This is a genomic window from Sphingobium sufflavum (assembly GCF_021403115.1).
Lineage (GTDB): Bacteria > Pseudomonadota > Alphaproteobacteria > Sphingomonadales > Sphingomonadaceae > Sphingobium > Sphingobium sufflavum.
Genome location: NZ_JAJSSH010000001.1, coordinates 438350 through 456537, shown reverse-complemented (window position 1 = coordinate 456537; position 18188 = coordinate 438350). Strand labels below are relative to the sequence as shown.

The window sequence follows — 18188 nt, the reverse complement described above, 5'->3', positions numbered from 1 at the left end:
GTCCTTCATCGTGCCGCGACCGTCGCGGGGACGGTCGCCAGCGGTTCGAAACGGGGATCGAACAGGGTGGCGGCATCGAAACGGGGCCGCCCGGTCTCGGCGGAGAGGAGGTCGATCGACTGCTGCTGATAAGCGCGGGCCTCGCGCCAGTCGGACGGCAAGTCTATGTCGCCCGCCGCATCGACGATCAGCCGGGCATCGGCCGCGGGCAGGCCCTGATGCTGTTCATAATAGCCGCGCGCCAGCTCCGCCTTGTGCGTCTGCTGCCATTGCTGGGCCTTGACCCAATAGCGGATATAGATGGCGAGCGCGGCCGCCTTGCCGGGGTTTTCCAGCGTGCTGACCGGGACATAGGACAGGGCGAGGTCGTCGCGGAACGGCGGGTGGGGCAATGTCTTCGCGCCGTCGCGGCCGAACTTGCGGACATAGCGTTCGGCCACGATCCCGCCGCCGATGGGGGCGACATCCACCTCGTTACTCGCCAGCGAACTGGTATAGACATCGCCGCCGATGTTGGAGGGCAGCTCGACCAGCTTTACATCCTTGTGCGTCAGGCCCAGCGCCTTGAGCGTCTGCACCACCACCTGGCTCTGCACCTGGCTGGGGCTGAAGGCGATGCGCTTGCCGCGCAGATCCTCGATGCGGTTGATCCCGGCCTTCGGCGCGATGCCCAGCACATAGGCGGGATGGTGGAGCGGGTCGCGCCGCTGGCGGATGGCGATGATGCGGACGGGCAGGCCGATCCAGGTCGCATGGATGGGCGGCACATTCGCCCCCACGCCCACGTCCAGAGCGCGCGCATAAAAGGCCTCGGTCACGTCCGGCCCGCCGGTGATCTCCGCCCAGCGGATGGTGAAGGGCAGTTCCTTGTCCCAGCCATTCTGCTCGAACACCCAGCGGGTAACAGGATCGCCGACGACCAGAACGGTGTCCTTGCCGACCTTGGTGGGCAGCGGCGCGGTCAGCGCCAGCCCGCCGTTTTCGCCACCATTGGCACCGGCACCGGAAGCCTCCACGCCCCGATTGGGCGCGAAGAGGAACAGGAGGGCGATACTGATCGCCACGAACCCCGCCAGCCCATACAGGCCCCACGGCGTCCGGCGGCCCTTGCGCGATATGGCCATGGATCAGCCCAGCACGTTGAAAAGTTCGCCTTCGATGGCGCGGCTGCGGAACCCGTCCGGCCCCTCCGTCAGGTCGCCCGCCACGGTGATGCGGCGCACCGCGCGCGGCAGGTCGAACTGGGCATAGTCGATGGGTCCGGCGTGGGCGACCGACTGGTTGTCCCACACCACCAGCGAATGTTGCCGCCAGTGGAAGCGCACCTGATATTCGGGCCGCGTGACTTCGTAGAAGAGCAGGTCGAGCAGCGCCTGGCTTTCCGGCTCCTTCAGCCCCACGATATGGCTGACCGTGCCGGGGTTGAGGAACAGCAGCTTCTCGCCCGTCTCCGGGTGGACGCGCACCAGCGGATGGATCGCGACGAACGGCCCGGTGGAGCGCCCGTCGCGGCGAACCTTGCCGCCGTTCAGGTCATAGCTGCTGGTGCGATGCACCGCCTGCAACCCGTCGACCAGTCGCTGGATCGCGGGCGACAGGCCGCGATAGGCCTCGACCAGATTGGCGAACAGCGTGTCGCCGCCATAGGGCGGTATCTGCACGCCATACAGGATGGAATAGCGGTTGGGGTTGGCGACAAAGGTGATGTCGATATGCCATCCCTTGTAATCGCGAGGCGGCTGGCGGCCCGGCGGCGCGCTCTCCGCCCGCTCGCGCCGGGTGCGATATTCCTCGACCGACCGTTCCCAGATTTCCGGGTGATCCTCCAGTCCCTCCGCGATGGGATGGGCGGGGGTCAGCGGGCCGAACGCGCGGCCAAAGGCCTTGAGCTGGTCATTGTCGATGCGCTGGTCGCGAAAGAAGACGACCCGCCAGTCATGCAGCGCCCGCTGGATGTCCGCCGCCTGCGCGGGGGTGATCGGTTGGCTGAGGTCGATACCGTCGATCTCCGCCCCGATCGTGGGCGTCAGCGGCGTGACGGCCAGATGATCGTAGGTGAAGCGATCGCGCGGACCGTCCGCGATCAGGGTGCTGGAAAGGCTCATGCGGGTCGTCCCGTTTCGGTGGAGGGCTGGATCAGGCGGTCAGGCGACCGGCTCCGGCGGAACCTGCGCCAGCCGGTCGGCAGGGTAGCGGGTGCCGACGGTGGAACCGCGCACATAGGCGGTTTCCAGTTCCTCCAGCGTCGCGGTGTCGAGCACGATGTCGTTGGCCGCCCAGTTGGATTCCAGATGGGCGATATGGCGCGTGCCGGGGATGGGCACCACGTCACGGGACAAGACCCACGCCAGCGCGACCTGCGCCTTCGTCACGCCCAGACGCTCCGCCACACGCTCGATCACCTCACGGCGACGGGCGTTGGCGGCGATGGCCTCCGGCTCGAAGCGGGGATGCTGGTTGCGATAATCGTCCGCCTCGGTCACTTCCGCGCCGGCGAGGAAACCCCGGCCCAGCGGGCTGTAGGCGACGAAGCCGATGCCCAGTTCGCGGGCGGTCGGCAGGATCTCCACCTCCACGTCGCGGGTCCACAGCGAATATTCGCTTTGCAGGGCGGTCAGCGGATGGACGGCATGGCCCCGGCGCAGTTCGTCCGCGCTGGCTTCCGACACGCCGACGGCGCCGATCTTGCCTTCCGCGACCAGACGGCCCAGTTCACCCACCGATTCCTCAATGCCGATCTGCTTGTCGATGCGGTGGAGATAATAGAGGTCGATCCGCTCGACGTTCAGCCGGGCGAGGCTGGCCTCCACCGCTTCGCGCGGGGAGACGACCGGACCGTCGGCGCCATTGGGCCGGTGGACGAACTTGCTGGCGATGACGACCTGGTCCCGCTTGCCGGCCAGCGCCTGACCCAGCAACTGCTCATTATGACCCTTGCCATAGCCGGTGGCGGTGTCGAAGAAGGTCACGCCCAGTTCGATGGCGCGGTGCAGGGTCTTCACCGACTGCGCGTCGTCCGCCCGGCCATAGCTGTGCGAAAGACCCATCGCGCCATATCCCTGGCGGCTCACGGTCAACTGTCCCAGACGCGGCATCACACGAAACTCCCGAAAATATACGGCCCTCGACCGAGCGCCTGCCCTTGAGGCTGCGCCCGCCCGGCCCGACGGTAAACGTAGAAAAACTTGGGATACAGCTATAATTCCTATTATATAAGTAGATAATGTCTGCAATCGGATGTCGGACGCGCCGGAAATTCAATCAACCATATGATAAATATGTATTTTTATGGATTCCGTCCGCAACATCTCTCCATGACGCAGGGACCGGAAAGTCGTCATGAACCCTCCCGCACATTAAATCCTATTGACCTGATATGATTTATTGGAAATTTGGATGTCATGAAGCCGATCGAGGATGGGACGGCCCGGCCGATTCCGTCCGGCCCGCTTCATCGCATTCCGATAAAATCCAAGGGGTCGAGTTGATGCAATATTCCTATCGTGCCGCTCTGTTACTGGCGTCGGTGGCCGTGCCTGCGGTCGCCCTGTCGTCGGGCACGGCATGGGCCGCCGACGATGCGGCCTATGCCGCCCAGCGCACGGCCCCGGCAGACGATGGCGCCGAGGCCGACGCGGCGGGCGGTGAGATCACCGTGACCGCGCGCCGGCAGGAGGAGAATGCGCAGGACGTCCCCATCGCCCTGTCCGTCATCGGCGGCGCGTCGCTGGAACGGACGGGCGGCTTCACCCTGTCCGACATCCAGGTCCGCACGCCCAGCTTCTCCGCCTATAACAGCAACCCGCGCAACTCCTCCGTCAGCGTGCGCGGCATCGGCATTTCGTCGGCGTCGGACGGCCTCGACACCTCGGTCGGCGTCTATATCGACAATGTCTATCTGGGCCGCCCCGGCATGGCGCTGGCCGACCTGATCGACGTCGAGCAGCTGGAGGTGCTGCGCGGGCCGCAGGGCACATTGTTCGGTCGCAACAATTCGGCGGGCGTGCTCAACATCACCACACGCAAGCCGGAATTCACCTTTGGCGGATCGGCCGAACTGCAACTGGGCAATTATGGCTATCATCAGGAACGGATCAGCCTGACCGGCCCGATCCTCGACGATGTGCTGGCCTTCCGCGTCACCGGCTTCAACACCCACCGCAACGGCGTACTGCCCAATATCAAGACGGGCATTGCCGGCAACAGCATCGGCCGCTCCGGCTTTCGCGCGCAATTGCTGTTCAAGCCCACGCCGAACCTCAGCATCCGCCTGATCGGCGATTACAGTCAGGAAGACGACACCTGCTGCGTCAGCGCGACCAAGCTGGTGCTGCCCGCCAGCCTCAGCGCGACCACCGGCCGCACCCTCGCGACGCTGGCCGGTCTCGGCTATGTGCCCACCGGCAATCGCAGCGACACCAGCAACAACGCCACGCAGAACATGATCACCGACCAGAAGGGCCTGTCGCTTCAGGCTGACTGGGACTTCGGCTTTGCGACCCTCACCTCCATCTCGGCGTGGAAATATTGGCATTTCGACCCGTTGCAGGACAGCGACGGCACCCCGCTCGACATCATCCAGGTCAATGTCGCCACCACCAAGACGAACCAATATTCGCAGGAACTTCGCCTCGCCTCCAACGGCAAGGGTCCGTTCAGCTGGCAGGTCGGCGGCTTCCTGTTCCACAACCGGCTGCGGGACCGGTTCATCCTCAACCAGTTCGGCTATGACGCCAGCGCCTTCTACACCAACTACGCCCGCAGCGCGAACCCCAACGCGGCGGCCATCACCATCGCGCCCGGATCGCAATATCTGGACAATGTGGACACCACGGTCGACAGCTTCGCCGCCTTCGGACAGGCGAATTACGAGATCGTGCCCGGCCTGACCCTGACCGGCGGCATCCGCTACACCAAGGATAAACGCTGGGGCAAATCGCTGACCTCGATCAACGGCACGCCCAACCCGGCGACCTCCATCCCGTTCGACTATGACGTGACGGTCAAGAACGACAATGTGTCCTACCTGCTGAGCGCCGCGTACAAGATCACGCCGGACGTGCTGGTCTATGGCTCATACTCCACCGGCTACAAGGGGTCGGGCCTCAACCTCAACAGCGCGGTCAGCGCCGGTACGCCGCTGGTCCTCCAGCCGGAAAAGGTCCGCAACTGGGAAGCGGGCATCAAGACGGAGCTGTTCGACAAGCGGCTGACCTTCAACATCGCCGGTTTCTGGACCGAACTGACGGGCCTTCAGGCCAATATCACGCCGACCAACGGCAACCGGTCCTATCTCGCCAATGTCGGCAACGTCCGGTCGCGCGGGTTCGAGGTGGACGGCACCCTGCATGTGACGCCGCAGTTCACCCTTTCCGGCAGCGCATCCTATAATGACGCGATCTACACCAGCTACCCCAACGCCCCCTGCTCGGTCGGCGTGACCGGTCCCTGCGACCTCACGGGTCGTCCGCTGTGGCAGGCGCCCAAGTGGATCGCCAACGGCATCGCCGACTATCGCATCGACCTGGGCGGTGGAAAGACGGTCTATACCGTCGGCCAGTTCAGCTACCGCTCCGGCACCTTCGGCGCGGCGGATGCCGGTCCCTATACCCGTATCAAGGGCTATGCGCTGGCCAACCTGCGCGTCGGCACGACCTTCCAGGATGGCAAGTTCGACCTGTCCGCCTGGGTGAACAATATGTTCGACAAACGCTATTTCCAGAATCTCTCCACCACCCAGATCGTCGGCGCATCGGCCTTTGCCTATGCCGGACAGCTTGGCGCGCCCCGCACCTGGGGCGGCACGTTGCGCGTGACCTTCTGACCCGACCGGGGAGGAGCGGACACGCCCCTCCCCGCCCCGTCCTTTCCTCCACCCTCTTCACGGGACATCCCGATATGAGCACCGAATCCGAATTTCTGTGGTACATCCCCAACCAGATCCAGCCCGGCCATCGCGGCGACACGCAGGAGGCGGATCATAACACGCTGGCGACGCTGACCGGCCACGCGACCGCGCTGGAACAGCATGGCTGGACCGGGGCGCTGATCGGCACGGGCTGGGGTCGTCCTGACACGCTGACCGTCGCCACGGCGCTGGCGGCGCGGACCACCACCTTCGAACCGCTGATCGCGATCCGGCCAGGCTATTGGCGCCCGGCCCATTTCGCCTCCTCCGTCGCCACGCTCGACCATCTGACCGGGGGCCGGGTGCGGATCAACATCGTGTCGGGGCAGGACAATCTCGCCGCCTATGGCGACAGCGAGGGCGACCAGGCCCATCGCTACGCCCGGACGAAAGAGTTCATGCGCCTCACCCGCCGCCTGTGGACGGAGGAGAGTGTGTCCTTCGACGGCGCGCATTTCCAGGTCAGCGATTCCACCGTCGTCCCCCGCCTTCACCCGCACGGCGACCGGCTGCATCCCAAGCTCTATTTCGGCGGGGCGTCACCAGCGGCGGAGCAAGTGGCGGCGACCGAGGCCGATGTGCAGCTCTTCTGGGGTGAACCGCTGGAGGGCGTGGCCGATCGCATCGCCCGTCTGAAGGCGCTGAGCCGCGATCTCGACCGCGACCTGCCGCCGCTGCAATTCGGCCTGCGCATCACCACGCTGGTCCGCGACACGACGGAACAGGCCTGGGCCGATGCGGAGGCCAAGGTGGCGAAGATGGCGGAGAGCCGGGGCGGCGATCCCGACCAGCACCGCCGCGCCACCGCCGTGGGGCAGCAGCGCCTGCTCGACCTGCACACGCGCGGCGACGTGCTGGACGACAATCTCTACACCGCGCCCGGAAAGTTCGGCGGCGGCGGCGCGGGCACGACATGGCTGGTCGGCTCGGCAGAGGATGTCGCCCGCTCGCTCCGCAAATATCGCGATCTGGGCATCACCCAGTTCGTGCTGTCCGACACCCCCTATCTGGACGAGATCGCCCGGCAGGGCGACCAGTTGCTGCCGCTGCTGCGTAACCCGGAACTGGTGGGCGCCTGACCATGGCCACGACGCCGCTATCGGGAGGCAGGCATGGCCCGAACAACCGGTAACGGCGGCGAGGACGAGCGGGTCGCCGGTGGCGGCCTGCTCCACCGCCGCGCCTTCCTCGCCACCGGGGCGCTCTCCATGGGCGCACTCGGCACGATAGCGCGTGGCGGCACACCGCCCGCCTCCATGGCCGCGCCGGGCGGTCCGCTCTCCGGCTATGGCGCGCGCGCATCCGCGTCGGACACGATCCAGCGCCGGCTGCCCGCGCGCATCGACTTTCCCGGCACCGGATCGTCCCGCACGCCGCTGGACCGGCTGGAGGGGACGATCACCCCCAATGGCCTGCATTTCGAACGGCACCATAATGGCATCCCGGACATCGACCCGCTGGCGCATGATGTGCTGGTCCATGGACTGGTCCAGCGCCCGCTCGTCTTCCGCTACGAGGATCTGCTGCGCTATCCGATGGAAAGCCGCATCCTCTTCCTGGAATGTTCGGGCAACAGCGGCGCGCTGAACGCCGTCAAGCCGGCGCAGGTGGATGCGGGCCGCCTCAACGGCCTGCTCTCCTGCGCGGAATGGACGGGCGTTCGCCTGTCCACCTTGCTGGACGAGGCCGGGTTGCTCCCCGAAGCCCGCTGGGTGCAGGCGGAGGGCGCGGACGCATCCGGCCATGTCCGCAGCATCCCCCTCGACCTCTGCCTCGACGATGCGCTGATCGCCCTGTTCCAGAATGGCGAGCCGATCCGCCCCGAACAGGGCTTTCCCATGCGCCTGTTCCTGCCCGGCATAGAGGGCAACGCCTCGGTAAAATGGCTGCGGCGGCTCAAGCTGATGGCCAAACCCGCCTACAGCCGGGAGGAGACATCCAAATATTCCGACCTGCTGCGCGATGGCCGGGCGGAACTCTTCTCGCTGCGCATGGGGGTGAAGTCCGTCATCCTCAAACCCTCCTTGGGGCTGGACCTGCGCGGGCCGGGCTATCAGGAGATCAGCGGTCTCGCCTGGACGGGCCGTGGCCGCATCCGCTCCGTCGAGGTTTCGGCGGACGGCGGCAAGAGCTGGGCGGAGGCAGCGCTGACCGAACCCGTCCTGTCCAAGGCGCTGACCCGCTTCCGCATCCCCTGGCAATGGGACGGCGGCCCCGCCACGCTGATGAGCCGCGCCACCGACGAAACCGGCGCGACCCAGCCGCTGCGCGCCGACTGGCTGGCCAAATATGCGCCTGGGCAAGGCTATCACAACAACAGCATCCAGAGCTGGCATGTCGATGCCGCCGGGCGGGTGAGCCATATCTATGCCTGACCTGCGCCGCGCCACCCTCCTGCTCGCCGCCGGGTTGCTGGCCGCCTCCGCCCTGAGCGCCGCCAGCCTTGGCGCGCCCATCCTGAGCACGCCTGCGTCTGGCACCCCTGCCCTTGGTGGCCCTGCCCTGAGCGCCCCCACCCTCGGCGGCTCTGCCCCCGCGGCCGGGCCACGCCTCGGACGGCCCGCCACGCCCGCCGGGATCGCCGCCATCGACATCAGCATCGGCGCGGACGGCGCGGGTCTGCCCAAAGGGTCCGGCTCCGTCGCGGAAGGGCGCGTGAGCTTCGCGGCGCGCTGCCTTGCCTGCCATGGCGAGGCGGGCCTTGGCCCGGACGGGGGCGCCGTGGCCGACCGGCTGACCGGCGGCGTCGGCACCATCGCATCGCCCAGGCCCATCCGCTCCGTCGCCAGCTACTGGCCCTACGCCCCGCCGCTATTCGACTATATCCGCCGCGCCATGCCGCTCGATTCCCCCCAGTCCTTGAGCGATGACGAGGTCTATGGCCTCGTCGCCTATCTGCTGTCGGTGGACGGCATCGTCGGGCGCAATGCGCGGCTGGACGCGAAAAGCCTGCCGCGCGTCGCCATGCCCAACCGGGGCGGCTTCGTCGAACTCATCCCCCGCCAGTTCGACGGCAATCTCGACCGGACGATCCGGGACCGCTGACCCCATCCACCCCAGCCCCGACAGGCGCACCGCTCACAGGCCCATCCCTCACAGGCCCATCCCTCACAGGCCCCACCACCGACAGGCCCACCCTCCCACAGGAAAGAGCATCGCCATGGCCACCACCGCCCCCCTCCGCCCCGAAGCGACCGCCGACCGGCTCGGCGCACGCCTCACCGAACGCTATCGGGACGAACGGGACAGCCCGATTGCGTGGAACGAGACGCTCGACACGCTGCTCGCCCATCGTTCGGTGCGCGCCTATCGGCCCGATCCGCTGGCGGAGGGCACGGTCGAACTGCTGGTCGCCGCCGCCCAGTCCGCCTCCACCTCCTCCAACCTCCAGCCGTGGAGCGTGGTCGCGGTGACCGACCCGGCGCGCAAGGACCGGCTGGCCGCGCTGGCGGGCAACCAGCAGCATATCCGCGACGCCCCGCTCTTCCTCCTTTGGCTGGTCGACCTCAACCGGCTCCAGAATATCGGCGCGCGCGAGGATACGCCGCCACAGGCGCTCGACTTTCTGGAGAGCTTCCTGCTCGGATCCGTCGATACCACGCTGGCCGCCCAAAACGCCGTGGTGGCGCTGGAATCGCTGGGGCTGGGCGCGGTCTATATCGGCGGCATCCGCAACAAGCCGGCGGAGGTCGCCGCCGAACTCGGCCTGCCGCCCCATGTCTTCGCGCTCTTCGGGCTGGTCGTCGGCCATCCCGATCCCGCCGCTCCCGCCGCCGTCAAGCCGCGCCTGCCGCAGGAGGCCGTGCTGTTCCACGAGCAATATGGCGCACCCGACGCGGGCCGGGGCGCGCAGGACGCGTATAACGCCCGGCTGCGCACCTTCCAGCAGGAACAGGGCCTGCCGGAGAAGGACTGGACGGCCATCGTGGCCCAGCGCATCCGCGGCGTGGACTCGCTGGCGGGGCGGCATGTTCTGCGCGATGCGCTGACCGGCCTCGGCTTCGGCCTGAAATAGGCGGCCGCACCCCCGCGCCGATGACCACCGCATCGCCAGAGCGCGCGCGGGGACCACGCCCCTTTTCACCACTCCGTTGAACATGCGCCGTCCTCATCCGTTTCACAGGACAGGCAGAATGGAGCAAAGCCATGGAAGGACATCAGAAAACGCCGGCCAAGGACCAGTCCGACAGGCCACAGGACACGCCGGACGCGGGCGCGGAGGGCACGACGGAAGGCCGGGAACTGACCCCCGAAGAGCGCATCATCCTCGGCGAGACGCGCGACCCCAACCCCCTCGCCCCGCCCGGCAACGCGCAGGCGGGGAGCTGAGCCGCCCGCCATGTTCGTCGCCGTCTACTGGTGGCGCGTCCACCCCGGCAAGGAGGCGCAGTTCCGCGCGGCATGGCGACGCGGCACCGACCTGATCCGGGAACGATATGGCAGCTATGGCTCCCGCCTGCACCGCGACGCGGACGGGCGTTTCGTCGGCTATGCCGAATGGCCGGACGAGGCGACATGGCGCGCGGCCTTCGACGCCAAGATGGTCTATGACGACCCCGAAACCCGCGCCGCCTTCCTCGACGCCATCGCGGAAGTGCCGCCGGACGCGGACCCGATCTTCACGATGACAGTGGTGGAGGATTTGCTGGTGCGGCGGGGTGGGTGATGGCCGATTTCAGACTGTCCGGTCATCGGCAGGGATACGGCAATAGCTGCCATTCCGCTTCATGGCATGGCATTGTGCGGGGGGACTGATAGCTGCCGGCCCGCTGACGACCAATTCAGGTCGTTCAGGAGCAGCCCTCGCTCTTCCCAGAGCGGACATAAACAGCCGGCGTTCCATCTGCTGCTATGAGGCTGAGCCGCCCGCCAAAGTCTTGGGGAGTTCGCACTTTTCGCGGATTGTCCGAACTCTCTGTGAGAAGCGGCCAGAAATAACCTGTGCCCGGACCTTGCACGAATTTATAACGTCCATCTGCCGATACCTTCAGTTGAAGGGCCGGATGTACCGTCAAGCGGTAGCCTTCCTTATAGGGTTCGGCGACATAGCCCAGTGAACGTCGCGTTCCATCCAGAATGCGTATCGTGCCAGCTTGAACAGCAAGAGCGGGAGCGCCATTAGACACATAGCATCCCCATACCAACCTTTGATCGATGGGGTCGGGACGTAGGAACATCGCCCCTAGAAGAGCCAATGTGGCGAGAGGGATCATAATGATCCCCCACCCGATAGCTTTAGCCTTTAGCGGTACGTCTCGAAAAAGCGATGCTGCCATTCGAGCAGTATGCCAAGGCTCACGGTAATCGTCACGACACAACGTCAGCTATGCGCTCTTTTTAGCCACAACCAGACAGTCCCCTTCCCACCCGTCCGCGACATCTGCGCCGCATGGCGAGGGGAGGTGATCGCCCGAATGCTGCCCGTCCGATTTCCGCTCGCGCGAGATCGTCCGCCGGAACGACGCAGAGGGGTGGGAAGGGGACTGTCTGGATTTAGGGAAGAAGTCGCACAAAGCGGACACGTCGCTTTAGATGCCGCCACCTGAGAAGAGCGCGTAAATCAGACAGGCCATGAGTGTCGCTATCATCCAAATCAACAAGCCGACTACAGCGCGTTGGGACCGAAGTACGCCGAACCGGAATGCTATTGTCGGAAGAATGACGCCAGCAAGAAGAAAACCGAGCGGTCCGTAGCGATACCAAAGCTCCTGCTCACGGCTGGAGTACGGTCCATGAGAGAAGCTGAAAGCCAAAAGGCCAATCAAAATAGCGTTGATTCCCAGCATCACATAAACACAACCAATGCCGCCGGGCTTTTCAGCCACCGCGACTTCCCCGGACTGCTCAATGATGCTCATGCATTCTAGCCTTCCGGCGTCTGGTTTTTAGGCTTCATGGCAGGCCGGGTCATTGCCCGCAACTGGTCGGTTAGGTAGTAACTGACGACGCCAAACCGGAAGCGATCAGCGCCAGCCCTACGAATGCGATGACAAGAGAAAATGTCTCCATGGGCATCGACATGAAGCGGTTGATCGCAGGATACCATAGGCGCTGACCAAGATGCTTGGGCTTCGCCCGCTCTATGCGCTTTTTGTTCCAGCGCGTCCCAACAGTCCAATTGATCGCTGCTGCTGCGATGAATGAAATGCCCCAATACCACATGCGATCTTGAAGGAAGGGCGCACCTGCTTGGAGGATAAGTCCAAACACAACCATGGTCAGGAGGACGATGACCATGGTCACGTATCCTTTGCCGGTCCACCATGCGATAAACATCTGCCCCTCCTAACCGGATACCCTTCGCGCAGCATAGTTTGCACGTCCGCTTTCGGGCAACCCATCACGAGGTTCAAGTGGCAACAACTGGTCGGCGACTGACTAGCGGCTTTCGTGTCACCGACGATGCCGTGGAAATATGAACGAACGGCGGGTTTCGGGAAAGTGAAATAGGCACCGGAGCGGCGAAAAGTGGCGCAAAGCCGCCGCAACCCGCCTTCCACCCCCAAACAAAAACCCCCGCCATCACTGGCGAGGGTCATCGTCAGGCCATCGGCCCTCTTTCCACTAAGGCCTACCGCCCCGTCGCACTCACCCGACGAAGGCTCGCTCGACCACATAAGTGCCGGGCTTCGCGTTCGACCCTTCGTCGAAACCGCGTTCCTCCAGCATGGCGGACAGATCCTTGATCATCTCCATGCTGCCGCACATCATGAAACGGTCATGTTCGGGGTCCAGCACCGGCTCGCCCAGCGCGGGGGTGTCGAACAGGCCGCCATTCTCGATCATGGTGGTGATGCGGTCGCGGCGATAGAAATCCTCGCGCGTGACGGTGGGCAGGTAATGGAGCTGCAACAGCGCCTGGTCCTGCACCAGCGGATCGCCCGCCAGCTGGCTGGTCAGTTCCTCGCGATAGGCAAGGTCGCTGACCCGGCGCACGCTGTGGACGACCACCACCTGCTGGAACAGATCATAGATGTCGGGGTCGCGAATCACGCTCAGGAAGGGCGCGAGGCCCGTGCCGGTGGACAGCAGGAACAGGCGGCGACCGGGGATCAGCGCGTCGGACACCAGCGTGCCGGTCGGCTTGCGGCCCAGATAAATCTGGTCGCCCGGCTGGATCTTCTGCAACTGCGACGTCAGCGGGCCATTCTCGACCTTGATCGACAGGAATTCGATCTCGTCGGAATAGGAGGGGCTGGCGATGGAATAGGCGCGCAGCAGCGGCTTTTTCTCGCCCTGCAGGCCGATCATCACGAATTCGCCGGAGCGGAAGCGGAAGCTGGGCGGCCGGCTGACGGCAAAGCTGAACAGATGCTCGTTCCAGTGGCGGACCCAGTTGACGGTCTGGACGGAGAGGGATGCGGTCTCTTCTAACATGGCCGCGTCCTGTATCTGGTCGATCATTCGCCGTCCACTCCCCCGCCGATACGATTTATTAGGCTGTTGGTAGGGCCGCTATCAGCGCCGCCGGGCCGGGGGTCGAGGGGGAAGCGGGCGTGGGTCAGGATCGCGACCGCCGTCAGCGCGCGGCGCAGGACGGGCGCGGCCTGTGCACAGACCAGCAGCGCGACGGCGCCATGCGCCTGCTCCACCCGGTCGGTCGCATAGAGGTGGAGGGTGGCGAGGAGGATCGCCTCCGCCTCGCTGACCTGCGGGCATCCCATCGCGCCAAAGCCCAGCTTGTCCAGCCCGTCGCGGTTCAGCACCATCATCGCCATGTGGAAATGGGGCAGCATCGCGTCGAGGTCCGACCGGGCGAAACCGGGGGCGAGGACCGACGGCGGGCAGCGGCACTCCGCCATGCTCTGGGTCCAGCCGCGCATGGACCAGACGAGGAACCGGCTGCCCTCGTCCAGCGCGCCGACGGGTCGGTCGAGATAATCATACATGGGCAACCTTCCTCCGGATCGGCCTTCGCAGGAATTGCTAATGCGAATGACTCGCATATTTCGTAAAGGGATCGGGGCGGGCTTGCAACACCCTTTTGGTTGGTCATGTTGTAAGGAAGGGCACCCCGTCACAGGGTTGGGCAGCACCCCCGCCTCCTTACCCAGAAGGAACGGACGATGACGAAATTAGGCTGCCCTCACCCAAAGGCCTGCCGGGGACCGCCCGGGTTTCGACGGAGGGAGGGGAAGGAGGCGGACGATCACCGCCCCCTTCCCGCACTCGTCAGAAGTAGAAGCGCACGCCCGTGGAAATGGTGCGCCCCAGCAGGGACTGGGCGACCAGCACGCCCGATGCCGGAATGGAAGCCGAATAGACATCGGTCAGCGCGCGGGTATCGAACAGGTTCGACACGTTCAGCGACAGCACCACCTGTTCGACCGGCCCGAGCTGAAAGAAGGCGTTGACGGTGGCATAGCCGGGCATCCTGAGCTGGTTCTCATCCTGCGCATGGCTGGCGGTGGTGCCGACGATGCATTCGGGGAAAGCCCCTCGGTGGCTCTAAGGTGCCGGCTTGTTTGCTATGTTCCGGTGGCAATGATTGGCGGTCCCCGGCCCGCGTCGCGTTCGAACCGAGCGCGATCGTTTGGGGCAACTCCCTTTGCTGCTGAGCATAAACTTCTGCTAGCGCTTGATTTGTGATTGTCGCTGCCGCGCCCAGGAAGTCCAATAAGCCGCCACCTGTCGTTCGGCTCGCCTTCTTTTGCGCGAGGTAGGTGGCATAGGATATGAAGTGGCTAGTTTCCGTCCGCTTCAGTTTGCCATTCCGGATTTCGGATGTTCGCTGCTCAAAGCCATCGGGGCCTGACGGCGTCCACTGAAATAAGCTAAATCCCTTATCCTCAGCCGTGACTATGAGAAATCCGTCTCGCGAGAGGGCCACAGCCCTATCAGCTAGCGCAAAAGAGAGGCTGTTGTTGACCAGCAGGTCGATTTTCATCGCAACTGGAGCGATCGGCGCGGTATTCGGTACGTTCTCGAAATAAGTGGTCGCTTCGAGCCGCAGTCCAGGAATTATCCAGCGGACATCGATCAGACGAGCTGGCGCGAACAAGCCTCCCTTATGAAACCATGATCTGCCTACCAGCGTGGTCCAGATACCCCATCGCTCCTCCAAAACTTTCGGATCATTATCGGTCTTCGGTGAATCCGCACTGCGGACTGAGACGATTCGACTAGACGAGGAGTCGCGAGCAGCAGCTGAAATTCGCGTCAGAGCCTCGCAAATTGAAGCGTCAGCAGTAGATCGGCGTGCACAATATAGAGAAGCTTGGTTCTCAACCTGCGCTGCGGCACCGGTCGACCACAAACTCACGACTATGAGAATTGCCCGAAAGATCATTTGCTCTCCCCAAATTCCCGAAGGCGCAACGGCCCTGCGTTTTCTATAGATTAGAGAAGCAGAAACTTAAACTGGCCAAGCTCGATATGATCGGAGACGGTTGCCAGCGTGATAACGTCCTTGGATTTCACACCGAGGGTCGAGAGCATCATCGGATCGGCAGAAATAGGCGCGGGTCTGGCCCGGCGGGCTGAAGCGACCCGAATGACTGCTGTTGCGAACGGTTTCGGGCGCTTGCGTACGAAAGCCTCCAGTGCAGGAACCCGCGCGGCCCCCGCGCTGGTTTATGGGTAAAACAGCTTTGGGATGGTTCTGTCGGGTAAGCGCTGCCGACCAAGGAGGGCCGCTGCTCTCCCGATTGACGTGATTTCTTGCGGTGTCGGATTGTTGGAGGTGTTCGTTGTAAAGGTCGGTGCGCCCTGTGCTCCGCTTAATTCTGGGAAAGGCATGTGCGGGGTCATCGGCCAAAGCACCATGGGCGTGGCCAGAGTGCTGTCTTTGTGAAAAAACTCTCAGTCCGGCTTTACCGAGACTCGTGCAATAGGCCGAGCCAGCTAAGGGGCCGAAGGAGATGCACATAGACAAGAGAATTCATATGGTAGTCCTTATCATCGCTGCCCGTCAGTCTGGCGCAGAATTGCTTGTCGGTCACGCCTGAATGGGCTTCCACGTTCACGGCGTTGAGGACCGAAACCCATTCGATTTCCAGCATGTCATCGTGACCTGCGGAAAGGAGCAGATGCTGGGCCAGAGTAATCCACAGGCTCCCTGAATGCTCTAACAGATCCTTCCCTACCTTGGTTATGTGCAGAAATCCTTTCCGGTGGCGGGCGAGCTTGGCGGCCAGCAGCAAATCATGCAGAATGGCCAGTGGCGGGAAGTCATGTTCGTTCAAAACTTTATTGATCGCGTAAAGCTCTTCGGCGGTGTAGCCAGGCCAATTGAAGGCTGCAGCGGCCCAAGTGACGAAGTAGCGCTTTATCGCCCTGTTGGGCGTGAGGCCGATCGGACCGACTTCGGCAAGATGACGCAATGTGAGCAGAGCCGCTCGATGGAGGGGGATAGCCCCAACTGCGGGGCGTCAGCGGCTGGGGCCTGAAACTCGATCATCGTGACACGGCTTCTGCCGCGCCGGGGACCTAGAGACAAGAACCGACTAATGAGTTCCCGTGGCGCTGCTGCGCTGTGCCATGTCTTGGAGGGCGACGCAGAAAACCGGACTGACCGTCGCCGGAGACGAAAAATCGGCGGTTGAGTGTCTTGCAAGGGGCAAGTTGTATGCAGGTTCAACGTCGCCGATCGCCTGATTTTGGCCGTAAAATCTGGATTTGGTGACACGCCCGCATCATCAGTCATGGGAGGAATGCACCCCTGGAAACCCTGGTGGTTGGTTTACATAAGTTCGATTATGTTCGTTATAGACGAACGATTCTATCTTTCTCTAAACCGCATCTTCGCCATGACCCACACGTCATCAACCTTGGCTGACCCGACGCTAGTCAAGTTCGATAGCATTTTATCAGCTTTGCCGACGTATCGTACCCGTTCACTATTAGGCGAAGTCTGATGGGATATTCGGAGTTTGATCCTGCTGCCAAAGAGCGGCCGGCATGGAATGCGGGACGCAAGGTCGGTGCAAAGAAGGCTTTAAAGCCGCGCCAGATTTGGGCGGTTCGCTTTTTTCTGGATCAGAACCGCCGCGTCAGGGATCGCGCCCTTTTCGATCTGGCCATCGACAGCAAACTACGCGGTTGCGATCTCGTCAAAATGAAAATTGGCGACATTGTTTGCAATCATGAAATTCGTCATCGAGCGATCGTCGTCCAACAAAAGACAGGGCGTCCGGTGCAATTCGAAATTATGGACAATGCTCGTGCGAGCCTCTTGAAATGGCTCGAGCTGAGGGGCGGAAGCATCGACGATTACGCGTTTCCAAGCCGGACTGATCACGCTGACCATATGAGCACGAGACAGTATGCGCGTCTTGTGGACGAATGGGTAACGGGTATTGGTCTGCCCAGCGAGGATTATGGCACGCATTCCATGCGGCGAACGAAGGCCTCCATCATTTATAAGGCAACCGGCAACCTGCGGGCCGTACAGATTCTTCTTGGCCACACCAAGATCGAGAGCACGGTCAGATACCTTGGTGTCGATGTGGAGGACGCATTGGCCCTGGCAGAGGGAACGGAGATTTGATTGCTGGAGGCCCTGCTGCCGGCGATGGACAACCAAGCAGCAACGGTCCCGCTTGTGTCGAACCCTTAGTATTGCTCAGGCGTCCCGCAGCCAGTTTACTATGGCAAGGCCTGTAACACGCTCGAACTCCCGAACATTGTCAGTCACGAGCGTCGCACCTAAACTGAGCGCATGCGCGGCTATGAGCATGTCATTCGCCCCGATGGGTGTTCCGCGCCGCTCAAGATCGGCGCGCAGTCGCCCATAGTGAATGTCAGCCTCGTCGCCCAGCGGAAGGGTCGGTAGCAATTCGAGTATATCTTCGAGTTGGGCGGTCAAGCGGGGCGACCCGCGCCGTTCAGCGCCGTAACGCAGCTCACCCGCAACTACGATACTGGTCGCGATCTCGGCTTCACCAACCTCAGCGATGCGTGATGCGATCACGCCTTGAGGATGTCGGATCAGATCCGACAGGATGTTCGTATCCAGCAAAAACATGATTTAGAATGCGAAGGGTTCGGCTGGCAGATCGTCGATCAGCCCAAAATCATCCTCGATTGGCGATAGCCTCTTCAGCCGCGCAAGCAGCGAGGACGGGGGCGCCGGTTCGATTATGATGCGGGAGCCCTCCTTGCGCATGATTGCATCTTCTCCCGGGAGTTCGAACTCACGGGGGATGCGGACCGCTTGGCTCCGACCGTTTTTAAACAGCTTCACATGGCGCTCGATGTTCATTTCGACTCCTCTGCATATGCCTTAGCATATGCCATTGAGGGTGGCAAGACGCGGATCGCAATGAAAGCGGACGGTCCG

The 18188-nt window shown here is 63.5% G+C and carries 20 protein-coding genes; 8 read left to right on the top strand and 12 right to left on the bottom strand.

The annotated features are described in order from the left end of the window. Positions 1-5: 5 nt before the first annotated feature. The 3 genes from LWE61_RS02335 to LWE61_RS02325 are packed head-to-tail and all read right to left on the bottom strand — an operon-like array spanning position 6 to position 3071. On the bottom strand, positions 6-1124 hold the full coding sequence (locus tag LWE61_RS02335) for an ABC transporter substrate-binding protein (RefSeq protein ID WP_234148387.1): 1119 nt from the start codon (positions 1122-1124) through the stop codon (positions 6-8). A gap of 3 nt (positions 1125-1127) precedes the next feature. Continuing rightward, positions 1128-2105 (bottom strand): TauD/TfdA dioxygenase family protein, encoded by a 978-nt coding sequence (locus tag LWE61_RS02330; RefSeq protein ID WP_234148386.1) that lies wholly within the window; start codon positions 2103-2105, stop codon positions 1128-1130. A gap of 39 nt (positions 2106-2144) precedes the next feature. Then, a complete protein-coding gene (locus LWE61_RS02325) occupies positions 2145-3071 on the bottom strand; it encodes an aldo/keto reductase (protein WP_234148385.1) in 927 nt (308 codons plus the stop codon). A 416-nt stretch (positions 3072-3487) separates the two neighbouring features. Here LWE61_RS02325 and LWE61_RS02320 point away from each other — a divergent pair, with 416 nt between their 5' ends. From LWE61_RS02320 to LWE61_RS02290, 7 genes are all read left to right on the top strand, one after another. After that, positions 3488-5824, top strand: a complete 2337-nt coding sequence (locus LWE61_RS02320; protein WP_234148384.1) for a TonB-dependent receptor — start codon at positions 3488-3490, stop codon at positions 5822-5824. Positions 5825-5898: 74 nt separating this feature from the next. Continuing rightward, positions 5899-6987 carry an LLM class flavin-dependent oxidoreductase gene (locus LWE61_RS02315; RefSeq protein ID WP_234148383.1) on the top strand — a complete coding sequence of 363 codons (1089 nt, stop codon included), beginning with the start codon at positions 5899-5901 and terminating at the stop codon, positions 6985-6987. A gap of 33 nt (positions 6988-7020) precedes the next feature. Next, positions 7021-8283: a sulfite dehydrogenase gene (gene soxC, locus LWE61_RS02310; protein WP_234148382.1), complete on the top strand. Its 1263-nt coding sequence runs from the start codon at positions 7021-7023 to the stop codon at positions 8281-8283. Next, a complete protein-coding gene (locus tag LWE61_RS02305) occupies positions 8276-8953 on the top strand; it encodes a c-type cytochrome (protein ID WP_234148380.1) in 678 nt (225 codons plus the stop codon). The genes soxC and LWE61_RS02305 overlap by 8 nt, the downstream gene beginning before the upstream one ends. A 115-nt stretch (positions 8954-9068) precedes the next feature. Beyond that, entirely contained in the window at positions 9069-9923 is an 855-nt protein-coding gene (locus LWE61_RS02300; RefSeq protein ID WP_234148379.1) for an NADPH-dependent oxidoreductase, read from the top strand. Positions 9924-10054: 131 nt separating this feature from the next. Further along, entirely contained in the window at positions 10055-10237 is a 183-nt protein-coding gene (locus LWE61_RS02295) for a hypothetical protein (protein ID WP_234148378.1), read from the top strand. Positions 10238-10247: 10 nt separating this feature from the next. Further along, positions 10248-10574, top strand: coding sequence for an antibiotic biosynthesis monooxygenase family protein (locus LWE61_RS02290; RefSeq protein WP_234148377.1), 327 nt, complete (start codon positions 10248-10250; stop codon positions 10572-10574). Between the two features lie 862 nt (positions 10575-11436). Here the strand turns inward: LWE61_RS02290 and LWE61_RS02285 are convergent. The 7 genes from LWE61_RS02285 to LWE61_RS02255 all read right to left on the bottom strand — a co-directional run bounded on the left by LWE61_RS02285 (position 11437) and on the right by LWE61_RS02255 (position 16230). Further along, entirely contained in the window at positions 11437-11766 is a 330-nt protein-coding gene (locus tag LWE61_RS02285) for a hypothetical protein (RefSeq protein WP_234148376.1), read from the bottom strand. 70 nt (positions 11767-11836) lie between these two features. After that, on the bottom strand, positions 11837-12184 hold the full coding sequence (locus tag LWE61_RS02280; protein ID WP_234148375.1) for a hypothetical protein: 348 nt from the start codon (positions 12182-12184) through the stop codon (positions 11837-11839). Between the two features lie 312 nt (positions 12185-12496). Beyond that, complete coding sequence (locus LWE61_RS02275; RefSeq protein ID WP_407696176.1) at positions 12497-13312, bottom strand: ferredoxin--NADP reductase; 816 nt, start codon at positions 13310-13312, stop codon at positions 12497-12499. After that, a complete protein-coding gene (locus LWE61_RS02270) occupies positions 13309-13797 on the bottom strand; it encodes a hypothetical protein (protein WP_234148373.1) in 489 nt (162 codons plus the stop codon). The genes LWE61_RS02275 and LWE61_RS02270 overlap by 4 nt, the downstream gene beginning before the upstream one ends. A gap of 283 nt (positions 13798-14080) precedes the next feature. After that, positions 14081-14281, bottom strand: a complete 201-nt coding sequence (locus LWE61_RS02265; RefSeq protein ID WP_234148372.1) for a TonB-dependent receptor — start codon at positions 14279-14281, stop codon at positions 14081-14083. Positions 14282-14294: 13 nt separating this feature from the next. Further along, positions 14295-14909: a hypothetical protein gene (locus tag LWE61_RS02260; protein ID WP_234148371.1), complete on the bottom strand. Its 615-nt coding sequence runs from the start codon at positions 14907-14909 to the stop codon at positions 14295-14297. Positions 14910-15720: 811 nt separating this feature from the next. Then, on the bottom strand, positions 15721-16230 hold the full coding sequence (locus LWE61_RS02255) for a hypothetical protein (protein ID WP_234148370.1): 510 nt from the start codon (positions 16228-16230) through the stop codon (positions 15721-15723). A gap of 533 nt (positions 16231-16763) precedes the next feature. Here LWE61_RS02255 and LWE61_RS02250 point away from each other — a divergent pair. Beyond that, positions 16764-17396, top strand: coding sequence for a tyrosine-type recombinase/integrase (locus tag LWE61_RS02250; protein WP_234148368.1), 633 nt, complete (start codon positions 16764-16766; stop codon positions 17394-17396). A gap of 75 nt (positions 17397-17471) precedes the next feature. Here LWE61_RS02250 and LWE61_RS02245 read toward each other — a convergent pair whose 3' ends face one another. Together LWE61_RS02245 and LWE61_RS02240 are read right to left on the bottom strand one after the other, a co-directional pair. Beyond that, positions 17472-17873 (bottom strand): type II toxin-antitoxin system VapC family toxin, encoded by a 402-nt coding sequence (locus LWE61_RS02245; RefSeq protein WP_234148366.1) that lies wholly within the window; start codon positions 17871-17873, stop codon positions 17472-17474. Positions 17874-17876: 3 nt separating this feature from the next. Beyond that, a complete protein-coding gene (locus LWE61_RS02240; RefSeq protein WP_234148364.1) occupies positions 17877-18110 on the bottom strand; it encodes an antitoxin in 234 nt (77 codons plus the stop codon). Positions 18111-18188 lie beyond the last annotated feature (78 nt).